This window comes from Streptosporangium sp. NPDC023825, assembly GCF_040639575.1.
In the GTDB taxonomy this organism is placed as follows: domain Bacteria; phylum Actinomycetota; class Actinomycetes; order Streptosporangiales; family Streptosporangiaceae; genus Streptosporangium.
The window spans coordinates 97,579-121,378 of sequence record NZ_JBFAAE010000025.1; the positions used below are offsets into that span (position 1 = coordinate 97,579).

The window sequence follows — 23,800 nt, forward strand, 5'->3', positions numbered from 1 at the left end:
GACAAGTCTCACCCAGAAGATCTTGGAAAGACCATAGAAAACTCTGTGAAGAGCGATTCACATGCCGCTCTAAGGGCGGGCACACGGGCATCGAAGATCGTTTTGTTGCACTGGGTGACATGGAGAGAATCTCGGTTTTCGTACTGCGGCGCAAAGGGCTGGTCGCCCTGCTGGCCGTGCTGGGGTTCCTGGTGGGCATGGGCGCGACGCCGATCGCGATTCAGCGGCTCTCCGAGGAATACTCACATGCGGGAATGCCCGCTTTCGATGCCAATCAGGAAATTGTCAGAATTTACGGGAACGGCGGCTACCAGCGGCCGTTCGTCCCGGTGGTCGTGTTCCCCGAGGGAATGCGCGCCGACGAGCAGAAGGAGACCCTCGGCCGCGCCTTCGCCGCCGTCTCCGCCAGGCTGCCCCAGGCACGCGTGGTCTCGTACGCGAGCACCGGCGACCCCCGGCTGGTCGGCACCGACGGCCGGACCACGTTCGGGCTGGTCTTCCCCGGCACCTACTCCGACGGCAGCCCGCCGGGCGGCGGCCTCGGCGAGACGCCGAACGAGAGCCCGGTCATCGTCGAGGCGATGACCCCGGCGCTGCCGCCGGGCGCGAGCGTCCACGTCACGGGGCTGGACACCCTCGCGCCGAGCGTGGACGCGGGCGGCGTGGACGTCCCCGCCAAGATCGGCATCGGGGTGATCGCCGCGGTGCTCGTCCTGCTTCTGGTGTTCCGCTCGGCGCTGGCCTTCGTACCGCTCCTCATCGCGGTCCTGTCCATCTTCGTGTCGTTCATCGTGATCCTGGCGCTGACGCTGGTGACGACCGTGCACGACGTGGCCCTCACCACGATGCCCCTGCTGGGCCTGGGCATCGCGGTCGACTACTCGCTGCTGCTGGTGGCCCGCTGGCGGGAGGAGCAGGCGGGCGGGCACCGCGGCGACGAGGCCGTGCACCGGGCCATGGCGGGCGCGGGACGGGCGGTGCTGTTCAGCGGCGTCGCGGTCGCGATCGGCCTGGTGACCATGGTGGTGCTGCCGGTGCCGTTCCTGCGCAGCCTCGGCCTCGCCGGGATGATCATCGCGGCGGTGAGCGTGGTCACGACGCTGACCGTGCTGCCGGTGCTGCTCGCCCTCACCGGGCAGCGGCTCGACCGCAGGCGCGCCCGCGGCGGCCGGGACGAGCCTCCCTTCCGGCGCGAGGCGCGGGCCGGCCGGGCCTGGTCGGCGTGGGCGCGCGGCGTGGTGCGGCTGCGCTGGCCCGCCGCCCTGCTCACCGGCGGGCTGCTGGTGGCGCTGACGGTGACCGCCCTGGGCGTCAACCTCGGCCTGCCGGAGAGCAGGAACCTGCTGACCTCGGGGCCCGGCCACGAGGGACTGTCCGCGTTGCGCCAGGCGGGCGTCCCGGCCGGCTCGATCACCCCGTTCGACGTCCTGGTGACCGGCGACCCCGCCCGGACCGTCGAGAGGCTGCGGGGCGTGGAGGGCGTGTCGGCCGTGCTCGCCCCCGACGGCCCGTCCTGGCGCCGCGACGGCACCGCCGTCGTCACCGTGCTCCCGGCCGCGGAGAACGGCACCGAGGAGGGCGAGGCGACCATCACCCGGGTGCGCGAGGCCGCACCGGCCGGCGCGCGGGTCGGCGGCAACGCGGCGCAGAGCATGGACTTCCAGGAGCGCACCTACGGCGCGTTCCCCTGGATGCTCGGCCTGATCGCGCTGGTCACGTTCGTCATGCTGGCGCGGGCGTTCCGCTCGCTGCTGCTGCCGTTGAAGGCGATCGTCCTGAACCTGCTCTCGCTGGGCGCGGTGATCGGCGCGATGGTGGTGCTGTGGCAGTTCGGCTGGGGGACCAGGGAACTGCTGGACATCCAGCCCACCGGCTCCATCGGCGAGTTCGTGCCGCTCACCATCTTCGCCTTCCTGTACGGCCTGAGCATGGACTACGAGGTGTTCATCCTGGCCAGGATGCGCGAGGAGTACGACAGGTCGGGCAGCACGGAGCACGCGGTGATCGAGGGCGTGGGCCGCACCGGGCGGCTGGTCACCTCGGCGGCGCTGATCCTGTTCATCTCCTTCACCGCGCTGGCCATGACCCCCGAGCTGGACGTGAAGGTGTTCGCCAGCGGCCTCGCCCTGGGCATCTTCCTGGACGCCACCCTGATCCGCGGCATCCTGGTCCCGGCGGTGGTCGCGATGATGGGCCGGTGGAACTGGTGGCTGCCCGTCTGGGCGGCGCGGCTCCTGCGGGTGGAGCCCTCGCCGCTGAGGGGGGAGAACCCCGAACCGGTCCGGGTCCCGGAACCGGTCTAGGTTCCCGGAAACGATCCAGGGTCCCGGGACCGCTCCGGGACCCCGCGAACGCCGGGGGATCCCCCGAACGGTAAGACGGCCACCGCCTCCGAGAGGCGGTGGCCGTTCACGTGCGCCCGTTTCCCCGGGGATTGCGCCCCGGACGGCGAACCTCCCCGGTCTCCGGGATCCGGACGGCGAACCTTCCGCGACTCCTCGGAGACCCGGACGGCGAGACGGCCACCGCCTCTGGGAGGCGGTGGCCGTTCGCGTGTCGTCTTTCCGCTGTCCGGCGCCTCAGACGGCGGTCAGCACCGCCGCGGAGTTGAAGCCACCGGAGCCGCGGGCCACGACCAGCGCGGCCGACAGCCCGTTCACGACCCTGGCCTCGGTGACCAGGTCCACGCCCTCGACAACGGCGCTGCCGGCGGTGACGACGGTCGGCGGGATCACCCCGCCGGTCAGGGACAGGGCCGCCCACGCGACGTCGAGGGCCGCGCCGCCGGAACACAGGCGGCCGGTCATCGTCTTGGGCACCGTCACCGGCACGCGGCGGCCGCCGAACACCTCCCGCAGCGCCGCCACCTCTTGGGCGTCCCTGACCGGATCACCGGCGCCGTCGGCGAAGACGACCCCGACGTCGTCGGGGCCGAGCCCGGCGCGGGCGATCGCCTCGCGCATGGCCCTGGCGTACTGGCGGTGGCCGGGGGCCGGATCGGCCACGTGGTGGGCGTCGTGGGTGGAGGCGGTCCCGGCGATCTCGGCGTAGACCGTGGGGGCGCCCCGGCCGAAGGCGCTGTGCCGGTCCTCCACGATGAGCATCGCGCCTCCCTCGCCGGGGACGTGGCCGCCCGCGTCGGGGGCGAAGGGCCGGTAGGCCGTGGCCGGGTCGCTCCCGCGGCCGGCCGTCGCCTCACCGGCCTGGCAGGCCAGCGCGTACGGCGACAGCGGCGCCTCGGTGCCCCCGGTCACGACGACCTCGGTGCCCCGGCGGATCAGCCGGGCCGCCTCGGCCAGCGCGTCGATCGCCCCGGCCGCGTCCGCGACCAGCACCCCGCAGGCGCCCTTGAGCTGGTGCTTGATGGACAGCTGGCCGCTGCTGGCGGCGTAGAACCAGCCGATGGACTGGTAGGCGCTCACCGCCCGCGGGCCCTTGCTCCACAGCGCCTGGATCTCCCGCTGCCCGAAGGCGTTCCCCCCGGAGGCCCCGGCGGTCACCACCGACAGGTCGAACGGGTCCTCCCTCGCGGGATCGAGGGCGGCGTCGGCCAGGGCGAGCTCGGTGGCGGCGAGGGCGAACCAGGTCCACCGGTCGGTCTGCACCAGTAGCTTGCTGTCGACGAACTCGCGCTCGTCGAAGCCGGTGACCTCCCCCGCCAGCCCGATCGGCGCCCCGGTGGCGTCGAACGACGTCACCGGGCCGATCCGGCTCCGCCCGGTCAGGGACCCCTCCCAGTGCTCGACCACGCCGATCCCCGTGGGGGCGACCACGCCGATCCCGGTGATCACGGCTCTGCGGTCGCTCATCGGCCCGCCCCCGGCTCGGAGAAGATCATCGCGGACTGGAAGCCGCCGAAGCCGCTGCCGGCGGAGAGCGCGTGCCTGGCGGTCACCTCGCGTGCGACCAGGGGGATGTAGTCCAGGTCGCATTCGGGGTCGGGAACGGTCAGGTTGGCGGTGGGCGGGACCACGCCCCGCTGCAGCACCAGGGCGCAGGCGGCCATCTCGATCGAGCCGATCGCGCCGAGCGAGTGGCCGATCACCGACTTGATCGAGCTGATCGGCACCCGCCGGGCGTGGTCGCCGAGGCTCCGCTTGTAGGCGGACGTCTCGTGCCGGTCGTTCTGCTTGGTCCCCGACCCGTGGGCGCTGATGTAGCCGATGTCCTCGGGGTTGAGCCCGGCCTGGACGAGCGCGTCGCCGATGGCCTCGCCCAGTTCGAGCCCGTCGGGCCGCAGCCCGGTCATGTGGAAACCGTTGGCCCGCGCGGCGTAGCCGGTGACCTCGCAGTAGACGCGGGCGCCGCGCCTGCGGGCGTGCTCCAGCTCCTCCACCACCAGCACCGCCGCGCCCTCGCCGAGGACGAAGCCCTTGCGCCCGGCGTCGAAGGGCCGCGAGGCCGTCTCGGGCTCGCCGTTGCTCGGGCTGGTGGCGCGGATGGCGTCGAAGCACGCCACGGTGATCGGGGAGATCGGCGCGTCCGACGCCCCCGTGATCATCATGTCCGCCTCGCCGTCCTGGATGAGCCGGTAGGCCCGGCCGATCGCGTCGATGCCGGAGGTACAGCCGGTCGAGACGACGGCGGCCGGGCCGTTCACGCCGAACCGGACCGCGAGCTCGGCCGCCGCGCTGGAGGGCACCAGCGACTGGTAGAGGAACGGCTTGAGGTGGCGGTGGTCCACCTCCCAGTCCCTGCCGCGGTCGCTGGCGACCACGTACTCCTCCTCCAGGGTGATGGTGGCCCCCACCGCCGAGCCGAGGCTGATCCCGGCCCGCTCGGGGTCGGCCGCGCCGAGGTCGAGGCCGGAGTCGGCCAGTGCCTCGTCGGCGCAGGCGACGGCGAGCTGGGTGAAGCGGTCCATCCGCCGGGTCTCGCGCGGGGTGAGCCCGTGGGCGGCCGGGTCGAAGTCGACCTCGGCCGCGATCTGGGAGCGGAACGGGGACGGGTCGAAGGCGGTGACCCGGCGGATGGCCGGTTTGCCGTCCACGATCCGGTTCCAGAACTCCTCCCGGCCCACCCCTCCCGGGGCGATCACCCCGATGCCGGTGACGACGACCCGTCTCACGTTCCCACCTTCTCGGGATAGGGCTCGGTGTCCACGTGCCCGAGTTCGGGCCTCGGGGCGAGCGGGCTGAGCTGGAAGACCACGAGCACCTCGTCCTCGCCGACGTTGGTGAGGCGGTGCCTGACCTGGCGGGGGACGAGCAGCGCCTGCTCGGCGCCGACGGTGAGCGGCTCGCCGTCGAGGTCCACCCTGAGCGTGCCGGTCGCGACGAACACGTACTCCTCGGAGTAGGGGTGATAGTGCTCGGAGACCCCCTCCCCCGGCGCCAGCCGCACGGCCCCGCAGAAGCCCGACGAGGAGCCGCAGGTCGCCGGGGAGACCAGGGTGCGCAGGTCGCCGCCGCGTTTGGTGTTGGACGGCACGTCGTGGAAGCCCACGACGCGGCGGCGGCGCCGCTCCACCTTCTCCTTGATCAGCGACATCTGGAGCGCCGAGTTGGTGTTGATCCGATCGGTCATCCCCTGGGTGTCGACCGGTGCGTCGGGCCTCATGTGGAAGTCCTGCACCCAGCGCATGCGGGTGCGGTCGGGACCGAGCTCCTCGTAGACCCAGGTGATGTTCATGAACTCGAACGGCCCGGTCTCGACCCGGCGCGCCCGGACCGTCCAGGTGTCGCGGTCCCAGGTGCGCTCCGACACCCAGGACCAGACGCGGTCCTGCTCGTCGGGGTGCATGGTGAGCCGGAAGGTCACCGAGTCGTCCGACTCGGCGAGCACCTCCACCTTGGCGTACTCGGAGAAGAGCTCCGGCCAGGTCTGGACGTCGTTCGTCTGGTCCCAGACGAATCCGATGGGCGCGTCGATCTCGATCGCGTTGTCGGTGTGCCCGATCATGATGTGCGTTCTCCCCTCAGGCGCCGGCCGCCGCCAGCCGCTCGGTCACGAGTTCTCTCATCAGGGACGGCGTGGCCTCGGCCGTCAGCTGTTCCTCCACGTCCACCCCGAACCGGTCCTGGATCCGGGTGGCGATCTCCACCCGGGCCAGCGAGTCGAGGTCCAGCTCGTCGAAGCTGCGCTCCAGGGCGTCGTCCCCGGTGGCGGGGTCCAGGCCCACGGCGAGCAGCAGTTCGCGCACGTTCTCGTCGGTGAATGGCATCGTCGTTTCCTGTCCTCGGTCGGTGTCACGGAAGTGCGGGTCGGTGTCTCCGGGGCGCGGGCCGGTGTCCCCTGAAGCGCAGGGCGATGTCTCCGAGGCGCCTGCCGGTCGTCTCGGGAGGCTCAGGCCGGTGTTCCCGGGTACAAGCTGTCGTCGCGCACGGCGTCGACGAGCCAGATCCGGGCCGCGCCGACCGCCCGCGGGTCCGCCATCGCGGGGACGGGACGGCCCAGCTCGCGGGCGAGGTCGGCCTGGTGGGTCACCGAGGCGCGCCAGCCGTACCCGGCGAGCCACGCCTGCGGGTCCTCCACGGCCGACCGCCAGGCGGCCTGGGTGGAGGCGAGCCTGCTCATGGCGGGCCGCATCTGCGGCAGCTCGACGTACGCCCGGTTGACGTGCTCGACGGCGAGCCTGCTGCCGGGGGGCGACAGCTCGGAGACCCGGCCGAGGACGCGCGCGCCGTCTCCCGGCGTGAGATACATCAGCACGCCCTCGATCAGCCAGGCGATCGGCTCGCCCGGGTCGAGGCCCGCGGCCAGCAGCGGCGCCGGCCAGTCCTCGCGCAGGTCGGCGGGGACGACCGTACGGTCGCAGGCGGGCTGGGCCCCCTGGTCGGCCAGCGCCTTCTCCTTGAAGGAGATCAGGTCCGGCAGGTCGACCTCGAACAGGCGGGTGCCCTCGGGCCATTCCAGCCGGAACGCGCGGGTGTCCAGGCCCGCGGCGAGCAGGACCACCTGCCGCGGTCCCGCCGACACGGCCTCGCGCAACCGGTCGTCGAAGAAGCGGGTACGCAGGACGAAGTGCTCCCCGGCGCGGCGGCCCGCCTCGCTGATCCCGGCGATCCGCCCCGCGGCGTCGGCGAGCGGACCCGCCAGCGGGTCGTCGAAGAGCCGGTCGGTCCGCGCGCTCTCGGCCTCCCTGGCCTGGGCGATCACCACCGCGGTGCGGCTCACGCCGGTGGGCAGGCCGGGTTCTCCGGTGGGTCGGGTCATTCCTCGCTCCTGTCGCCGATGAAGTCGATGGCCATGGTGAGCTCGTAGGTCTTGCGGTAGACCAGCCGGTCGAAGGTCAGGCGCATGAACGCGTCGCGCGCCGCGCAGGCGACCGGGTGCCGCCAGCGGGTGAGCTCGCCGTTGACCCGTGACCGCCGGACCATCCGGGTGGTGCGGTCCACCCGCCGGGCCTCGTAGGCGGCCAGTGCCCGCGGCACGTCGCCGCCGGTGAGCTCGCCGGCCAGCACGAGGGCGTCCTCGATCGCCTGGCCCGCGCCCTGGCCGAGGTTGAACGTCATGGGGTGTGCCGCGTCCCCCAGCAGCGTCACCGGGCCGTGGCTCCAGCGCCGCAGCGGGGGCCGGTCGAAGATGTGCACCGGGGTGACGTCGTCCGCCCCGGTGGCCGCGATCAGGCCGGGGATCGGGTCGGGCCAGCCGGCGAACTCCGCGGCCAGCATGTCGAGGGCGCCCACCCCGAGCCTCGGGGCGACCCGGTCGCCGAGCACCCCGTCCCAGTAGACGTGGTCGTCGGCGAGCCGGTAGCAGACGAACCACCGGCCGCGGCCCCACGTGCTGAGGAAGGTGTTCGCGGGCACCCCGGAACCCGGCAGCCGGATCACTCCCTGGAAGGCGGTGAACCCGGCGTAGCGGGGCGGCGGATCTCCGGGGAGCAGCGCGGCGCGCACGGCCGAGCGCAGCCCGTCCGCGCCGACGAGCAGGTCCGCCCGCTCCTCGCGGCCGTCGTCGAACCGGGCCACGACGCGGTCGCCCGTCACGGTGAGGCCGGTGAACCGGGAGCCCGTCACGAGGTCGTCCCCCACCTGTCCGGCGAGGAGGGCGTGCAGCTCGGGGCGGCTGACGCTGTAGACGGGTGCGCCGAGGGGGCCGGCCATGCGCGCCATGGACCACTCCGCGATCCGGCGGCCGCGCGCGTCCCTGAACAGGTGCCGGTGCAACTCGTGCCCGGCCTTGCGGACCCCGGGCTCCAGCCCGAGCTCGCGCAGTGCCAGCACGGCGTTGTGCCAGAGCACCAGCCCGTGTCCGGCCTGTGCCGCGCGCAGCCCGGGAGCGCGTTCGTGCACGCTGACCTCGGCTCCCGCGGCCCGCAGCGCCAGCGCCGCGGTCAGCCCGCCGATGCCGCCCCCGACGACGACCACCCTCACGCGGGACCCCGCACGGCGGCCTCCGCGGAGGGCTGCGCGGAAAGCTCCGCGGAGGGCTCCGCTCCGGGCGGGGTGCCCGCCTCCCCGCCCTCCGGGGTCTCGTCCCCCACCGGCGCGCCCGCAGCCGTCTCCGCCCGGACCAGGAAGCGCAGGGAGCGGGCCTCGGTCATGCACTCCCGCATCGGCCGGACGAGCTCGCGGTGCTCCTCGGTGGCCTCCCAGGCGAGGAAGTCGGCAGGCCGGCGCCACTCGCTGGTGATCAGCCACTGCTCGGGGTCGGTGAGCGACTGGCAGACCTGGTCCTTGAGGTGCCCGGGTACGCCGCCGGACACCCGGTACCGGATCTTCTCGTAGGCGGCCAGGAAGTCCTCCTGCCGCTCGGCGGGCACCCTGACCAGGAAGACGATCCGGGCCCTCACCGGGGGCCTCCCCCACCGGGCGGTGGTCCGCCGAGTTCGGACTTGAACTCGAACCTGCCCAGCACCGGCACGCTGCTTCCGTACAGGCCGTCCGCGGCCTCGCTGGTCAGGAAGGCCACGACATTGGCGACCAGGTCCGGGGTGACGGTGTGGTCGAAGTTCATCCCCGGGCGTTCCCGGCGCTTGTCCGGGGTGTCCGCCATGGTCATCACGACCGTGTTGGCGTGGATGCCGCTTCGCTTCACCTCGTGCGCGATGGAGCGCACCCAGGCGACCAGGGCCGCCTTCGCGGCGGCGTACGCCGACAGCGCGGGCAGCGGCTCGTCCGCGAGCGGGGTGCTGAAGTAGACCAGCCGCGCCCCCTCGGTCAGGTGCGGCAGGACCGCCTGGGTGGCGGTGACGGCCGACAGGAAGTTGTCGCGCAGCATCTGCTCGTAGACGCCGCTGTCCATCAGGAACAACGGCCCGGCCCGGAAGCCTCCGACCATGTGGACCAGGCCGTCGAGCCGGCCGAAGCGCCTGACCGCCTCCTCGGCGGCCAGCCGGGCGCCCTCGGGGTCGGAGACGTCCGCGGCCAGCGTCTCGATCCGCCCCGCGACGCCGTGCCGCCGCTCCAGCAGGGCGAGGCGGTCCTTGTCGCGGCCGGTGAGCAGCAGCCGGTCCCCCCGGGCGCCGAGCAGTTCGATCACGGCCTCGGCGAGCTGCCCGGTCGCCCCGGTGATCAGGAAGACGGGGGCGGTCATCGGACCGGCTCCGCGACCCGGGTGGTCACGTGGTCCATCAGCGCCGACAGGAAGAAGGACCTCGCCCCCTCGGGGCTGCTCATGTCGCGCGGGACCGCGAGGTAGGCGTCCAGCTCGCGTTCCAGCCTCTGGATGCCCGGCTGCCGGGACAGGTGGGCCATCACGCTCGGCAGGTTGCCGTCGATCTCGATGACACGGATGACCGTGGTGTCCTTCATGAAGATCGAGGTGCTCAGCAGCCGGGTTCCGTCGGGGGTCTCCCACTCGGGGGGAGCGTAACTCGACAGCAGTTCCCGCACCGCCGCCTCCGCACCGGGCCTGATCTGGAAGGTGATCGCGTAGCGCTGCATCGGGCTTCCTTGGGTCGGGGGCGGCCGTCCGCCGCCTTCTGGGACCAGCCTGTTCGCGAGGGGCCGGGCTGTCTTCCGCCACGTGGCCGAACCTGCGCTCCCCCGGCGGTGGGGTCCTCTCCGCCCCGGGCGGGAGCCCGCCGCTCCTCACCGGCGGTCCCCGGCCTCCGCCCGCGCGAAACAGAATCACATTCGCCCGAGCAACCAGTCGCCTTACGCTTGATCGAAACCCTGATTAATTGAATTGCGGACATCGCAATTCACAAATATTTCACCTGCGCATGAAGCGTCCACAGATAACATGATTTATCCTGTTGGACCTTAAGAATCTCTGAGCCGCTTCTGTGAGAACCCATAGAACGGTCGGGCGACACAAGCGCTGGTGGTAAGCGCTGACGGGAGGCTGTTAAGTCCATCGACGTGCCACTCCGAGGGCTCCGGCGGGCGCACGGCAGACGTCCTCAATAGTCAAAGAATAGAATCTTAATGAAGTCTGTGACGGCCCATATGATTTGCTTGATATAGTCACTTTTTCTGACTACGCTCACCTTTCATGGGGGAACGACGGGGCAAAACAACCCAAGAATGCAAGCACCTCTCATGTTTAGCGAGTAGCCGATCTCAGCGGATCCCAACGGGGTGGGTTCGATGAGCACCTTCCTCGGCTATCTCGTCTCGGAGCTGAGCTGGACCGACCTGCTGTGCTCGACGGTGGCGGCGCTCCTGGCCGTCGTGTCGTTCACACTCGGCACCCGCCGGCACACCAAGTCCACGCTGACCAGGAGCGAGAACGCCGCCGCACTGCGCGAACGGCGCCGGATCGCCCGCAACCTGCACGACGGGGTGGGACACGGCCTGACCGTCATCGCCCTCCAGGCCCGGCGGCTGACCGGCTCACCGGCGACGGCCCACCACGTGGCCCAGATCATCGAGGAGACGGTCCAGGCGACCCTGGCCGACCTGCGAGGGACCCTGACCGACCTGCGGCACGAGCCGCCTCCCCCGAGGGGGCGGCGCGACCTCCCCGCGGGGGAGCCGGGGGAGCCGGGGGAGCCGGGGGAGCCGGGGGAGCCGGGGAACCCAGGGGAGGAGCCGCGGCGCCACGACGACGGCGCGCTCCTGTCGGCCAGGCTGACCGAGCTCGCCGGGCGCTTTCCCTTTCCCGACCTGGCCGTACGGCTGCGCAACGTCGCCGCCGAACGCCACGTCCCGCCCGAGGTCGCCCGGACGGCGTTCCGCGTCGCCCAGGAGGCGCTGACGAACGCGCTCAAGCACAACGCCGGCCCGGTCCACCTGGAGGTCTGCTTCGGCGAGAAGCTGAGCGTCTCGGTGGTCAACGAGACGCACGCCCTCGGGGTGATGGCGGTGACCGTGGCACCGCCCCTTCCCCGCAGACAGGGCGGCACGGGGCTGCGCGGCCTGTCGGAACGCGTCGCCGAGCAGGGAGGTCACCTGGAGTCAGGACCGCTGGCCGGGGGCGGATTCGTCACCCGCGCCGTCATTCCGGTGACTCCCGCCATCTTCAGAGAGGACGAGCCATGCGGAAGATCCGCGTCCTGATCGCCGACGACCAGCCGCTGATCCGCAGCGGCCTGCACGCCATCTTCGACGGGGTGCCGGACATCGTGGTGGTCGGGGAGGCGCGGCACGGGGTACAGGCGGTGCAGTCGGTCAAGACCCTCCGCCCGGACGTCGTGCTGATGGACATCAACATGCCGCGCATGGACGGCATCACCGCCACCAGGGAGATCTGCAAGCTGGGCGCCGCCTACCCCGCGAAGGTCGTCATCCTGACCATCTACGACCAGGACGAGCACGTCTTCGAGGCGCTGCGCAGCGGTGCCAGCGGCTTCATCCTCAAGCACACGCCCACCGACCGGCTGGTGGACGCCGTGCGCGAGGTCGCCGAGGGCGACGCCCTGCTGTCGCCCTCGGTGACGCGCAAGCTCATCGACGAGTTCGCCAGGCGCCCGGTGCTCTCGGCCGCGCCGACCGCCGTGCTCGACCAGCTCACCGAGCGGGAGCGCGAGGTGTTCCAGCTGCTCGTACGGGGATACGGCAACGACGAGATCGCACGCGCGCTCGTACTCGGCGACAGCACGATCAAGTCGCACGTCCAGCACCTCTACCAGAAGCTCGGCGTGCGCGACCGGGTGCAGATCGTGATCTTCGCGTACGAGAACGGCCTGGTCGCGGCCACTCCCCGGGGCTGACACGGCTCCGGTGCGCGAAGGCGGCCCCGTCTCCCCCGCGGGACGGCGGCCACCTCGCGTCCGGCCCGCCCCCACGAACACGGGCCGGCCCCCTCGGGGAACCTTCACGAAGGCGGGCCGGTCCTGCGGGCCTCACGAACGCGGACAGGCTCCCCTCCGGGCCTCACGCACACTCCGCCTCACGCACACGGCCCGGCTCCCCTGCGGGCCTCACGCACACGGACCGGCTCCCCTCGGGGAAGGAGACGGTCCCCTCCCCGGAGGAGCCCCGGGTTCACGCCGGCGGCGGGCGACACCGGCCGGGCCGGGTTCCTACGGTGAGACGGACCCGATCGACCGGCCACCGAGGAGTGCCCGTGCCCGACCAGATCCTGATCGTCGCCCGCCTCAGTCCCGGCGGTTCCGGCGAGGTCTCCCGCCTCTTCGGCGAGTCCGACGCCGGTGAGCTCCCCCGCGCGCTCGGGGTGACGCGCCGCGACCTGTTCCTCTACCGGGACCTCTACTTCCACCACGTCGAGTTCGAGGGCTCCGCCGCCGAGGCGATGGCGCTCGCCCGCGGGCGGGAGGACTTCCGGCGGCTGAGCGAGGACCTCGACCCGCACGTCAGGCCGTACGACCCGGACACCTGGCGCGACCCCGCCGACGCGATGGCGCGGCGGTTCTACCACTGGACTCCCGAGGAGCGCGCCCTGTGACGATCTCACCCGCCGCGCCGGCCACCGCGCCCGGAACGTGGGCGCGCTGCCCCGGCTGCGCCGCCATCGTGTACGCCCCCCGCCTGGCCCGTACCCAGAGTGTCTGCCCCGAGTGCGGTCACCACCACCGGCTGAACGCCGTCGAGCGGCTTCGCACCCTGGTGGACGACGGCTCCTTCCGCGCCGCACCGCAGGTGCGCGGCGGCGACCCGCTGGGCTTCACCGACTCCCGGCCCTACACCGAGCGCCTGGCCCGGGCGCGCGGGCGCACCGGTCTGGACGACGCCGTCCTCCACGGCACCGCCACCGTCGGCGGCCACCGCGTGGTCGTCGCCGTCATGGACTTCTCCTTCCTCGGCGGCAGCATGGGTTCGGCGGTCGGCGAGGCCGTCACCCGCGCCTGCGAGCAGGCGCTGGACGAGCGCGTCCCGCTGGTCCTGGCCATCGCCTCCGGCGGCGCCCGCATGCAGGAGGGCGGCCTGTCCCTGATGCAGATGGGCAAGACCGCCCAGGCGATGCGGCGCCTGCGGCGAGCGGGCGTGTTCAGCGTCTGCGTGCTGACCGACCCCACCTTCGGCGGGGTCACCGCCTCGTTCGCCACCCTCGGGGACATACTGATCGCCGAGCGCGGCGCGCTCGTCGGCTTCGCCGGGCCGCGCGTCATCGCCTCGGCGACCCGGGAGAAGCTCCCCCGGGGCTTCCAGAGCGCCGAGTACCTCGCCGGGCGCGGCATGCTCGACCGGGTCGAGCCCCGCGACGGCCTGCGTCCCCTGCTCGCCCGGCTGCTGTCCACGACCTGCCGAACCGGGGACGGACACGCCCAGGACCCGCCCCTCGGCGGGCCCGCGGCGGTGATCCGCGACCCAGGCGAGCTGTCCGGCGTGCTGACCGCCCAGGAGACCGTGCGGCTGGCCCGCGACACCCGGCGCCCGACCGCCCTCGACTACATCTGGCACCTGTGCTCGGACTTCGTGGAGCTGCACGGGGACCGCACGCACGGCGACGATCCGGCGATCGTCGGCGGCACCGGCCTGATCGACGGGACGCCCGTGATGGTCGTCGGCCACCAGAAGGGCCACGACACCTCGGAGCTGGTCGCCAGGAACTTCGGCCTCGCCCACCCCGAGGGGTACCGCAAGGCGCTGCGGCTGATGTCGCTGGCCGACCGGCTCGGCCTGCCGGTGGTGACCCTCGTCGACACCCAGGGCGCCGCCCCGGGCGTCGGGGCCGAGGAACGCGGCCAGTCCTGGGCGATCGCCGAGTGCCTCGCCGGCATGTCGGAGCTGTCGGTCCCGGTGGTCGCGACCGTGGTCGGCGAGGGCGGCAGCGGCGGGGCGCTGGCCCTGGCGGTGGCCAACCGGGTGCTGATGCTGCGCCACGCCGTCTACTCGGTGATCAGCCCGGAGAGCTGCTCGACGATCCTGTACGGCGACCCCTCGCACGCCCCCGAGCTGGCCGAGTCCCTGCGGATCACCGCGCCGGAGCTGCTGCGGCTCGGCGTCGTCGACGGGGTCGTGCCCGAACCGCGCGGCGGCGCGCAGGAGGATCCGGCGGCGGCGATGGACGCGCTCAAGGCGGCCGTCCTGGAGTCGCTGCGCGAGCTGTCCGGGCTGAGCGGCGACGAGCTGCGCAAGCATCGCCACGAGCGGTTCCGCGGGCTGGGAGTGATCGAAGGTGGATGAGCGGACCGCCGGGAGACCGGCCCCCGAGGCCACCGGGAGACCGGCCCCCGAGACCCCGGGGAGACCCGCCCCCGAAGAGGACGCGCACGCGGCGATGCGGCTGCTGCGCGAGGAGGTCGGCAACCTCGTCAAGACCGTTCCCGGCCCGGTGGCGGCCATCTCCCTGCGCCTGGGCGAGTGCGCCCTGGAGGTCACCTGGGCCTTCCCGCAGCCCGCCGCGCCGGACCTGCGGCCCGTCGCCGTGGCCGCCACCGATCAGGCCGCGCGACCGGCGGAGACCGGCCCCCTCGACGAGGCGCGGGAGCACTCCTCGTCGCACGCGGTGACCGCCCCCCTGGTCGGCACCTTCTACGTCGCCGCCGAGCCGGGGGCCCCGCCCTTCGTGCAGCCGGGCGACCGGGTGGACGCCGGCCAGACGATCGGCATCGTCGAGGCCATGAAGCTGATGAACCCGGTCGTCTCCGGGCACGCGGGCGAGGTCGTCGAGGTGGTCGCGGGCAACGGCGAGCCGGTGGAGTACGGGCAGGTCCTGGTACGGCTGCGGACGGACGACGCATGAGTTTCGCGAGGATACTCATCGCCAACCGGGGCGAGATCGCGCTGCGCGTGGCCAGGACCTGCCGCGAGATGGGCATCGAGACCGTCGCCGTGTACTCCACCGCCGACCGCGACGCCCGGTTCACGGCCTACGCCGACAGGGCCGTCCACATCGGCCCGCCCCCGGCCCGGCGCAGCTACCTCTCCGTGCCCGCCGTCATCGAGGCGGCCCTGCAGACCGGGGCGGAGGCGATCCACCCGGGCTACGGCTTCCTGTCGGAGGACGCCGACTTCGCCAGGGTCTGCGCGGACAACGGGATCACCTTCATCGGTCCCACTCCCGAGGTCATGGAGTGCGTCGGCGACAAGGCGCGGGTGCGCTCCCTGATGGCCGAGGCCGGGCTGCCCGTCCTGCCCGGCAGCGAGGGCGCCGTACCCTCGGCGGCCGAGGCCGAGCGGATCGGCGCCGAGATCGGCTACCCGGTCATCGTGAAGGCCGCCGCGGGCGGCGGCGGGCGGGGCATCGAGGTGGCGCGCGACCGGGCCGAGCTGCGCGACGTCTACCGGCGCACCACCGCGTTCGCCCGGCAGATGTTCGGCAACGGCGACGTCTACCTCGAGCGGTTCGTGCCGGTGGCCCGCCACGTGGAGGTGCAACTGCTGGGAGACTCCGCCGGGACCGTCGTCCACCTGGGAGAGCGCGACTGCTCGCTGCAGCGGCGCAACCAGAAACTCGTCGAGGAGGCGCCCGCCCCCGGGCTGTCCGAGGAGGTGCGCGGGCGGCTCGGCGAGTACGCGGTGGCCGGGGCGCGGCACGTCGGCTACACCGGCGCGGGGACGATGGAGTTCCTGGTCGGCCCGGGCGGGGAGGCGACCTTCATGGAGATCAACGCCCGCATCCAGGTCGAGCACCCGGTCACCGAGATGCTCACCGGCGTCGACCTGGTCAGGGAGCAGATCCGGGTGGCCGCGGGAGAGCGCCTGCCCTTCACCCAGGAGCAGGTCCGCTTCACCGGCGCGGCCATCGAGTGCCGGGTGAACGCCGAGGACCCCGCCGCGGGGTTCCGCCCCGCCCCCGGCCGCCTGGCGGTCTTCCGCCCGCCCGGCGGGCCCGGGGTGCGGGTCGACTCCGGATTCGCCCAGGGCGACGCGATACCGCCGGACTACGACTCGATGATCGCGAAACTGGTCGTCTGGGCGCCCACCCGGCAGGAGGCCGTCGCCAGGGCCGATCGCGCGCTCGCCGAGTTCGCCGTGGAGGGGCCGGGGGTGGCGACCACCATCCCGCTGCTGCGCGAGCTGCTCGCCCAGCCGCGGTTCGCCGCGGGCGAGCACAGCACCGGATTTGTGGACACGTTCATGAGCGAGCAGGGACATATACGCTGGTCTGCGTAAACTTTTCTGAATGCTGACGTAAATCCGGGGTACTCGCCACCACATGACCGATTCTCAGGGGATCATCGGAGCCCGCTACCGCCTGCTCGAACGCATCGGCCGAGGAGGCATGGGAACGGTCTGGCGAGCGCGCGACGAGGTCCTGGGCCGCGAGGTGGCGGTCAAGGAGGTCGTCCCCTCCCCCGACCTCACCGGTCCCGAACGCGAGGTCTTCACCGTACGGACCCTCAGGGAGGCCCGTGCCGCCGGGCGGATCGGCCACCCCGGGGTGGCGACGGTCTACGACGTGATCGAGGAGCAGGGGCGTCCCTGGATCGTCATGCAACTGGTCGACTCCCGCACGCTCGGAGCGGTGATCAGGGAGGACGGGCCGCTGCCGCCGATGCGGGTGGCGCGGATCGGGCTGGAGGTGCTGGGCGCGCTGCTCGCCGCCCACCACGCGGGCGTCCTGCACCGCGACGTGAAGCCGGACAACGTGCTGATCGCCGCGGACGGGCGGGCCGTGCTCACCGACTTCGGCATCGCCGTCCTGGAGGGCGACTCGTCGATCACCAGGACCGGTTCGCTCATCGGCACCCCGGCGTTCATCGCGCCGGAGCGGGCGAGCGGCGGGCCGGCCGAGTTCGCCTCCGACCTGTGGTCGCTCGGCGTGACGCTCTACGTGGCCGTCGAGGGACGCTCCCCCTTCGAGCGGGCTCACCCGCTGGCGACGCTCAGCGCCGTCATGCACCAGGAGCCGTCACCGATGCGGTTCGCCGGACCGCTCGCCCCGGTGATCCACGGCCTGCTCCACAAGGATCCCGCGCGGCGTATGGCCGCCCGCGAGGTGCAGATCCAGCTGACCTCGCTGGTGAACGGGACCGCGCCGCAGCCGACCATGCCCATCGAGATGCCCGTCGAACCGCCGGTCGAACCGCCGGTCGAGACGCGGGCCGGATGGTCGACCGGGCCGTCCCCGGTGATCCCCGCGGTCGCCGCGGCCCCGCAGGGCGCTCCCACCACTCCGGCCGGGGCCGTGCCGCCCGTGCCGGCCGTGCCGCCGTCCGCACCGGCCTGGTCCGGGCCGGAGCCCGAGCCGGGCCCGGACTTCGCCTCCCCGAGGCGGCGGCGCCCGGCGATGGCCGCCCTGGTCGCGGCGGCGCTCGCCATCGCCGTGACCGCGGGCGGGATGGCGTGGGTCGCCGCCAACTCCCCGTCCCAGGGCCCCAAGGACCCTCCGGCCTCGTCGAGCGTGGCGCCCGACAAGAAGAAGCCCTCGGACGAGCCCGAGCAGGCGAAGGTGCCCGCGCGAAACGACCCCGCGCGCAACGACGAGGGCGGGATCTCGGACCGCCCGGCCCCGGAGAGACAGGGGAACGGCGACCCCGCCCCGCAGGACAGGCCGTCGGGCGAACCGACGGACAAGCCGACGAGGAAACCGACCGGCAAGCCGACGCAGGCGCCCCCGGACGAGCCCGAGGAGGACCCCGCCGACGAGGGGGAGAACGGCGAGCAGGACCAGGGCGGGGGGCCCGGCGAGGGTCCGGGGCAGAACGACACTCCGGGCGAGGACCAGCAGGGTGACTCACCCGACCAGGTCGACCCCAACGCCGGGGCGGCCTCGCTCGAGACGGACACCGGAGGCGAGGCCGGGAGGGCCGGGGCGACCCGCTAGGACTCGGCGGCGACGATCGTCAGGGCGTTGGCCAGATCGTCGGGGTAGGCGGTGCTGAAGGAGACCCACTCGCCGGTGGAGGGGTGCTCGAAGGCCAGGGAGACCGCGTGCAGCCACTGCCGGCTCACCCCCAGGCGCGCGGCCAGGGTGGGGTCGGCCCCGTACAGCATGTCGCCGACGCACGGGTGGCGCAGCGCCGACATGTGGACCCGGATCTGGTGGGTGCGGCCCGTCTCCAGCTTGATGTCCAGCAGCGACGCCGCGCGGAACGCCTCGATCGTGTCGTAGTGGGTGACCGAGTCCTTGCCCCCGGACACGACCGCCCAGCGGCCGTCCCCGACGGGATGGCGGTCGATCGGCGCGTCCACGGTGCCGCGGTGCGGATCGGGGTGGCCCTGGACCAGCGCGTGATAGCGCTTGTCGACCGTGCGCTCCTTGAAGGCCCGCTTCAGATGGGAGTAGGCGTGCTCGCTCTTGGCGACGACCATCGCGCCGGTGGTGTTGGCGTCCAGCCGGTGCACGATGCCCTGGCGCTCGGCCGCGCCGCTGGTGGCCACCCGGTGGCCGGTGCCCAGCAGGCCGCCGATCACGGTGGGCCCGGTCCAGCCGGTGGTCGGGTGGGCGGCCACGCCGATGGGCTTGTTGACGACGACGATGTCGTCGTCCTCGTACACGATGTGCATGCCCGGCACCGGCTCGGCCACCGGCATCGGCGTGGTGGGCGGCGGCGGGAGGGTGACCTCCAGCCACGCGCCGCCGTGGACCCGGTCGGACTTGATCGCGGTCGAACCGTCCACCAGCACGTCGCCGGCGACGATCAACTCGGCCGCGCGCGTACGGGAGAGGCCGAACAGGCGTGACAGGGCGGCGTCGAGGCGCTCGCCCTCCAGCCCGTCGGGGACGGGGAGGCTTCGCCGGTCAGCCATCGTTGTTCTCCTTGCTTTCCTTCGTGTCCTTCGTGGTCTTCGCGGCTCCCGTGTCGCGCGTGCCGTCGATCTGGTAACCCCGCCAGGCGAGGAGGACCGCCAGGATGCCGCCGCAGACGATCGCCGAGTCGGCGATGTTCCAGACCGGGAAGTGACCGGGGAAGGTCTCGATGAAGTCGACCACGTGCCCCTGGAGCGGCGAGGGCCTGCCGGGGCCGAAGCCCGAGGGCCAGCGGAAGATCCGGTCGGTGAGGTTGCCGAGCGCCCCGCCGAGCAGCAGGCTCAGCGTGATCGCCCAGGGCAGGCTGCGCAGGTTGCGCGCGGTGCGCAGGATCGCCACCACGACGGCGGCCGCGACGCAGGTGAAGATGATCGTCATCCCGGTGCCGAGACTGAAGGCGGCCCCCGAGTTGAAGATCACCCGGAACTGGAGGAGGTCCGGGATGACCACGAAGGGTTCCCTGTCCTCCAGGGTCCTCAGCACGAGGGTCTTCGTGGCGAGGTCGAGGGCGTAGACGATGGGGACGATCGTCGCGAGCACGGCGATCCGCCGTCCGGGGAGCGGGGCGGCCGTAACCGCCCCCTCCTCGGTGTCGCCGGTCAGCGGCGCTCCTCCCGCTGCTTGCAGGCCACGCACAGCGTCGCCCTCGGAAACGCCTGAAGGCGCTCCTTTCCGATCGGCTGATGGCACGATTCGCACACTCCGTAGGTCCCCGCGTCGATCCGGGCGATCGCTCGCTCGTTCTGCGCGACCAGGTCGCGCGAGTTCAGGGTAAGGGCGATTTCGCGCTCGCGTTCATACGTCCGGGCTCCGGCGTCGGCCTGATCGTCGCCCGCACCGTCGGTGACGTCGCTCGACGCGATCTCCGTCTCGGCCTTGGCGATCTCCTCGGTGAGCTCGTGGATCTCCGTGGCCAGCTGCCTGCGGACCTCCTTGAGCTCCTCGGCCGACCAGGTGACGACGGCACCGTCCTGGGACGGCGCCACCGCGCTGTTGTCTGCGCGCACGGTCGCGGCCATGGCGGCCTCCTTGTTCGATGGACCGTCTCCGATGTGGTAAACGGTGCGGGCAGCTTAGGTCTCCCATAACAGAACGGCAAACGACCCGCCGCATTCTTTACCACTCACGTAACATCCGGTCGCTTCCCCCTGATTCCGCCCAGCGGACCTCAATACGGGGAAGCTTCCAGGGGTGCGGGTGCGTTATCGTGTGAGCCTGCAAGGCGTTGATGGGGACAGCAACCTCCGCATCACCTCGCACGAGCGACCCGGGGACGGTGCGAGCCCGGGGCGAGGCGCGAAGGCACGATCACCCCGGAGCCGCCGGAAGAACGGCCGCGACGACCCGACCTCAGGCCCGCGGCGGCCCAGTAGACCCGGCAGCAGACCGAAGGAAGAGGGCCTCGCGCGCGCGAGGTCAAGGAGGGTGGTACCGCGGGGCCCAACAGCCTCGTCCCTCCACGCCACAGCCGGTTCCAGCGTGGAGGTCCAGCCCATTATGTCCGCCTATTTCCGCTCTCTTCCTGCGCAGGTCGATCTTCCCGCGCTCGAGCACGAGGTGCTCGACCGGTGGCGGGACGGCAAGATCTTCGAGCGTTCGGTCGAGCAGAACGCCGGCGGTCCCAACTGGGTCTTCTACGAGGGTCCGCCCACCGCCAACGGCATGCCCGGCGTCCACCACGTCGAGGCCCGCGTCTTCAAGGACCTCTTCCCCCGCTACAAGTCGATGCGCGGCTTCAACGTGCCCCGCAAGGCGGGCTGGGACTGCCACGGCCTGCCCGTCGAGGTCGCCGTCGAGAAGGAACTCGGCCTCTCCGGCAAGAAGGAGATCGAGGCGTACGGCATCGCCGAGTTCAACGACAGGTGTCGCGAGTCCGTGCTGAAGCACGTGGACGCCTTCGAGGAGATGACCGAGCGGATGGGGTACTGGATCGACCTGTCCCAGGCCTACCGCACGATGGACCCGGCCTACGTGGAGTCCGTCTGGTGGTCGCTCAAGGTCATCTTCGACAAGGACCTGCTGTCCCGCGACTTCCGCATCACCCCGTACTGCCCCCGCTGCGGCACCGGCCTGTCCGACCACGAGCTGGGCCAGCCCGGCGGCTACGAGACCGTCACCAGCCCGTCGGTCTACGTCCGCATGCCCGCGACCTCGGGACCGCTCGCCGACCTCGGCGCCTCGCTGCTGATCTGGACCACCACGCCGTGGACCCTGGTCTCCAACACCGCCGTGGCCGTGCACCCCGACGTGACCTACGTCGCGGCCCGCCCCGCCGGGTCCGACGAGGTCCTGGTGGTGGCCGAGCCGCTGCTGGCCGCCGCGCTGGGCGAGGGCGCCGAGGTGCTGGCCGCCTTCCAGGGCGCCGACCTGGAGCACACCACCTACACGCGCCCGTTCGACCTGGTCGACATCCCCGGCGCGCACTACGTGGTGCTCGGCTACTACGTCACCACCGAGGACGGGACCGGCCTGGTCCACCAGGCGCCCGCCTTCGGCGCCGACGACATGACGACCTGCAAGCGGTACGGGCTGCCCGTGGTCAACCCGATCGGCCCCGACGGCCGGTTCCTCGACAGCGTGCCCCAGGTCGGCGGCCAGTTCTTCAAGGACGCCGACGAGGGGCTCACCGCCGACCTGCGGACGCGCGGCCTGCTCTACCGGGGCAGCCACTTCGAGCACAGCTACCCGCACTGCTGGCGCTGCCACACCGCGCTGCTCTACTACGCCCTCCCCGCCTGGTACATCCGCACCACCGCGATCAAGGACCAGCTCCTCGCCGAGAACGAGAAGACCAGCTGGTACCCCGAGACGATCAAGTGGGGCCGGTTCGGCGAGTGGCTGCGCAACAACGTCGACTGGTCGCTGTCGCGCTCGCGCTACTGGGGCACCCCGCTCCCGCTGTGGATCTGCACGGCCGACGAGTCGCACGTCACCTGCGTGGGCTCGCTGGACGAGCTGGGCCGCCTGTCCGGCCAGGACGTCTCCGCGCTCGACCCGCACCGCCCCTACGTGGACGACGTCACGCTGCCCTGCCCCACCTGCGGCAACGAGGCGCGCCGGGTGCCCGACGTGATCGACGCCTGGTACGACTCCGGCTCGATGCCGTTCGCCCAGTGGGGCGCCCCGTACCTGAACGAGGAGATGCTCGCCAAGGCCTACCCGGCGCAGTTCATCTGCGAGGCCACCGACCAGACCCGCGGCTGGTTCTACTCGCTGATGGCGGTCGGCACGCTCGTCTTCGGCAGGTCCTCGTACGAGAACGTGCTCTGCCTCGGCCTCATCCTGGCCGAGGACGGCCGCAAGATGAGCAAGCACCTGGGCAACGTGCTCAAGCCGATGCCGCTGATGGACCAGCACGGCGCCGACGCGCTGCGCTGGTACATGGCCTGCTCCGGCTCGCCGTGGGCGGCCCGCAGGGTGGGACACGGCGCCCTGGAGGAGATCGTCCGCAAGGTCCTGCTCACCTACTGGAACACCACGTCGTTCTTCACCCTGTACGCCAACACCGAGTCCTGGTCGCCGTCCCGGCTCGCCGAGGCGCCCGCGTACGACGAGCGCCCGCTGATCGACCGGTGGGCCCTCGCCGAGCTGCACCGGACCGTGGCCGAGGTCACCTCGTCGCTGGACGTCTTCGACACCGCCCGCGTCGGGCGGCGCCTCGCCGAGTTCCTCGACGACCTGTCCAACTGGTACGTGCGACGCTCCCGGCGCCGCTTCTGGACCGGTGACCCCGCGGCGTTCGCCACGCTGTACGAGTGCCTGGAGACCGTCACCCGGCTGATGGCACCGGTGGTGCCGTTCACCACCGACTACGTCTGGGACGTGCTCCGCGACACCGGCGCCCCCTCCTCGGTCCACCTGGCCACCTGGCCCGACGTCAACGGCGAGCTGCTGGACCCGGAGCTGTCCGAGCGGATGGCGCTGGTCCGCCGCCTGGTGGAGCTGGGCCGTTCGGCCCGCGCCTCCAGCGGGGTCAAGACCCGCCAGCCGCTCGGCCGCGCCCTGGTCGGCGCCCCCGGCTGGGGCTCGCTCCCCCCGGAGCTGCGCGAGCTCATCGCCGACGAGCTCAACGTGAAGGACCTGGAGGACCTGTCCGGGATCGGGGCGGACCTGGTGTCCTTCACCGTGAAGCCCAACTTCCGGGCGCTGGGCAAGCGGTTCGGCTCGCAGACCAAGCTGGTCGCCTCGGCCGTCACCGCCGCCGACCCGGCCGAGCTCGCCCGCGCGCTCCGTACCGGCTCGCCGGTCTCGGTGGACGCGGCAGAGCTTGGCACCGTGGAGCTCGGCGCCGACGACGTGATCGTCACCGAGCAGCCCAGGTCCGGCTGGGCGGTGGAGGCCGGCGCCGGTGAGACCGTCGCCCTCGACCTGACCATCACCGACGAGCTGCGCCGCTCTGGCCTGATCCGCGACGTCATCCGCCTGCTCCAGGACACCCGCAAGTCCACCGGCCTGTCGATCACCGACCGGATCGACGTGTGGTGGTCCACCGGTGACGCCGACCTGGCCGAGGCTCTGCGGACCCAGGGCCAGGCGGTGGCCGACGAGGTCCTCGCCGTCTCCCTCACCGAGGGCGGCGCCGACGACCTCCCCGCCCACAGCGACGCCGAGCTGGGCCTGACCTTCCAGCTCCGCCGTACGACGACGACGGTCTGAACCGGCTCGAACGGGCCTGACCGTCAAGTCTGGTCAGGCCCGGACGGGCCGGGAAAGGCCGGTCAGGCCCGTTCCGACGGGCCGGGAAAGGCCGATGGGATCGAACACGGCCGGGGGGGGGGGGGGGGGGGCCCCCCCCCCCCCCCCCGCGGGGTCAAAACCACACGGCGCGCGGGGGCCCGGGGGCGCGGGGGTGTTCGGGCCCGCGCCC

The 23,800-nt window shown here is 72.5% G+C and carries 21 protein-coding genes; 9 read left to right on the forward strand and 12 right to left on the reverse strand.

Going from position 1 to position 23,800, the window contains the following annotated elements:
- Positions 1-119: 119 nt before the first annotated feature.
- On the forward strand, positions 120-2,303 hold the full coding sequence (locus AB0G15_RS22510) for an MMPL family transporter (RefSeq protein ID WP_362842860.1): 2,184 nt from the start codon (positions 120-122) through the stop codon (positions 2,301-2,303).
- Positions 2,304-2,579: 276 nt separating this feature from the next.
- Here the strand turns inward: AB0G15_RS22510 and AB0G15_RS22515 are convergent, their stop codons facing one another.
- The 9 genes from AB0G15_RS22515 to AB0G15_RS22555 all read right to left on the reverse strand — a co-directional run bounded on the left by AB0G15_RS22515 (position 2,580) and on the right by AB0G15_RS22555 (position 9,830).
- A complete protein-coding gene (locus AB0G15_RS22515) occupies positions 2,580-3,809 on the reverse strand; it encodes a beta-ketoacyl synthase N-terminal-like domain-containing protein (RefSeq protein WP_362842863.1) in 1,230 nt (409 codons plus the stop codon).
- On the reverse strand, positions 3,806-5,068 hold the full coding sequence (locus tag AB0G15_RS22520) for a beta-ketoacyl-[acyl-carrier-protein] synthase family protein (protein ID WP_362842866.1): 1,263 nt from the start codon (positions 5,066-5,068) through the stop codon (positions 3,806-3,808). Before AB0G15_RS22520 ends, AB0G15_RS22515 begins: the two co-directional genes overlap by 4 nt.
- On the reverse strand, positions 5,065-5,901 hold the full coding sequence (locus AB0G15_RS22525; RefSeq protein WP_362842869.1) for a cupin domain-containing protein: 837 nt from the start codon (positions 5,899-5,901) through the stop codon (positions 5,065-5,067). Before AB0G15_RS22525 ends, AB0G15_RS22520 begins: the two co-directional genes overlap by 4 nt.
- 16 nt (positions 5,902-5,917) lie before the next feature.
- The gene (locus AB0G15_RS22530) at positions 5,918-6,163 is read right to left on the reverse strand and encodes an acyl carrier protein (RefSeq protein WP_362676339.1); all 246 of its coding nucleotides are present in this window, start codon (positions 6,161-6,163) and stop codon (positions 5,918-5,920) included.
- Between the two features lie 122 nt (positions 6,164-6,285).
- The gene (locus tag AB0G15_RS22535) at positions 6,286-7,155 is read right to left on the reverse strand and encodes an SAM-dependent methyltransferase (RefSeq protein WP_362842871.1); all 870 of its coding nucleotides are present in this window, start codon (positions 7,153-7,155) and stop codon (positions 6,286-6,288) included.
- Positions 7,152-8,318 carry an FAD-dependent monooxygenase gene (locus tag AB0G15_RS22540; RefSeq protein WP_362842873.1) on the reverse strand — a complete coding sequence of 389 codons (1,167 nt, stop codon included), beginning with the start codon at positions 8,316-8,318 and terminating at the stop codon, positions 7,152-7,154. The genes AB0G15_RS22535 and AB0G15_RS22540 overlap by 4 nt, the downstream gene beginning before the upstream one ends.
- Complete coding sequence (locus AB0G15_RS22545) at positions 8,315-8,737, reverse strand: antibiotic biosynthesis monooxygenase family protein (protein ID WP_362842875.1); 423 nt, start codon at positions 8,735-8,737, stop codon at positions 8,315-8,317. The genes AB0G15_RS22540 and AB0G15_RS22545 overlap by 4 nt, the downstream gene beginning before the upstream one ends.
- On the reverse strand, positions 8,734-9,480 hold the full coding sequence (locus tag AB0G15_RS22550) for an SDR family oxidoreductase (RefSeq protein ID WP_362842878.1): 747 nt from the start codon (positions 9,478-9,480) through the stop codon (positions 8,734-8,736). The genes AB0G15_RS22545 and AB0G15_RS22550 overlap by 4 nt, the downstream gene beginning before the upstream one ends.
- On the reverse strand, positions 9,477-9,830 hold the full coding sequence (locus tag AB0G15_RS22555; RefSeq protein WP_362676348.1) for a SchA/CurD-like domain-containing protein: 354 nt from the start codon (positions 9,828-9,830) through the stop codon (positions 9,477-9,479). The genes AB0G15_RS22550 and AB0G15_RS22555 overlap by 4 nt, the downstream gene beginning before the upstream one ends.
- Before the next feature lie 648 nt (positions 9,831-10,478).
- Between AB0G15_RS22555 and AB0G15_RS22560 the strand changes: the two genes are divergently transcribed.
- From AB0G15_RS22560 to AB0G15_RS22590, 7 genes are all read left to right on the forward strand, one after another.
- Positions 10,479-11,390, forward strand: a complete 912-nt coding sequence (locus AB0G15_RS22560) for a histidine kinase (RefSeq protein WP_362842881.1) — start codon at positions 10,479-10,481, stop codon at positions 11,388-11,390.
- Complete coding sequence (locus tag AB0G15_RS22565) at positions 11,369-12,043, forward strand: response regulator transcription factor (protein ID WP_362676352.1); 675 nt, start codon at positions 11,369-11,371, stop codon at positions 12,041-12,043. Before AB0G15_RS22560 ends, AB0G15_RS22565 begins: the two co-directional genes overlap by 22 nt.
- 356 nt (positions 12,044-12,399) lie before the next feature.
- Positions 12,400-12,738, forward strand: a complete 339-nt coding sequence (locus AB0G15_RS22570; RefSeq protein ID WP_362842884.1) for a TcmI family type II polyketide cyclase — start codon at positions 12,400-12,402, stop codon at positions 12,736-12,738.
- A complete protein-coding gene (locus tag AB0G15_RS22575; protein WP_362842886.1) occupies positions 12,735-14,420 on the forward strand; it encodes an acetyl-CoA carboxylase carboxyltransferase subunit alpha in 1,686 nt (561 codons plus the stop codon). The genes AB0G15_RS22570 and AB0G15_RS22575 overlap by 4 nt, the downstream gene beginning before the upstream one ends.
- Positions 14,413-14,979, forward strand: coding sequence for a biotin/lipoyl-containing protein (locus AB0G15_RS22580; protein ID WP_362842889.1), 567 nt, complete (start codon positions 14,413-14,415; stop codon positions 14,977-14,979). The genes AB0G15_RS22575 and AB0G15_RS22580 overlap by 8 nt, the downstream gene beginning before the upstream one ends.
- Positions 14,976-16,352 carry an acetyl-CoA carboxylase biotin carboxylase subunit gene (locus AB0G15_RS22585; RefSeq protein ID WP_362842892.1) on the forward strand — a complete coding sequence of 459 codons (1,377 nt, stop codon included), beginning with the start codon at positions 14,976-14,978 and terminating at the stop codon, positions 16,350-16,352. The genes AB0G15_RS22580 and AB0G15_RS22585 overlap by 4 nt, the downstream gene beginning before the upstream one ends.
- Positions 16,353-16,395: 43 nt before the next feature.
- Complete coding sequence (locus AB0G15_RS22590) at positions 16,396-18,006, forward strand: protein kinase (RefSeq protein ID WP_362842896.1); 1,611 nt, start codon at positions 16,396-16,398, stop codon at positions 18,004-18,006.
- Here AB0G15_RS22590 and AB0G15_RS22595 read toward each other — a convergent pair.
- The 3 genes from AB0G15_RS22595 to AB0G15_RS22605 are packed head-to-tail and all read right to left on the reverse strand — an operon-like array spanning position 18,003 to position 19,952.
- On the reverse strand, positions 18,003-18,932 hold the full coding sequence (locus AB0G15_RS22595) for an RluA family pseudouridine synthase (protein ID WP_362676364.1): 930 nt from the start codon (positions 18,930-18,932) through the stop codon (positions 18,003-18,005). The two genes, AB0G15_RS22590 and AB0G15_RS22595, sit on opposite strands and share 4 nt — an antisense overlap.
- Positions 18,925-19,569 (reverse strand): signal peptidase II, encoded by a 645-nt coding sequence (locus AB0G15_RS22600; RefSeq protein WP_362842899.1) that lies wholly within the window; start codon positions 19,567-19,569, stop codon positions 18,925-18,927. The genes AB0G15_RS22595 and AB0G15_RS22600 overlap by 8 nt, the downstream gene beginning before the upstream one ends.
- A complete protein-coding gene (locus AB0G15_RS22605; protein ID WP_362842902.1) occupies positions 19,533-19,952 on the reverse strand; it encodes a TraR/DksA C4-type zinc finger protein in 420 nt (139 codons plus the stop codon). The genes AB0G15_RS22600 and AB0G15_RS22605 overlap by 37 nt, the downstream gene beginning before the upstream one ends.
- A gap of 478 nt (positions 19,953-20,430) precedes the next feature.
- Between AB0G15_RS22605 and ileS the strand changes: the two genes are divergently transcribed.
- Positions 20,431-23,589 (forward strand): isoleucine--tRNA ligase, encoded by a 3,159-nt coding sequence (gene ileS, locus AB0G15_RS22610; protein ID WP_362842905.1) that lies wholly within the window; start codon positions 20,431-20,433, stop codon positions 23,587-23,589.
- The last annotated feature ends 211 nt before the right edge of the window (positions 23,590-23,800 follow it).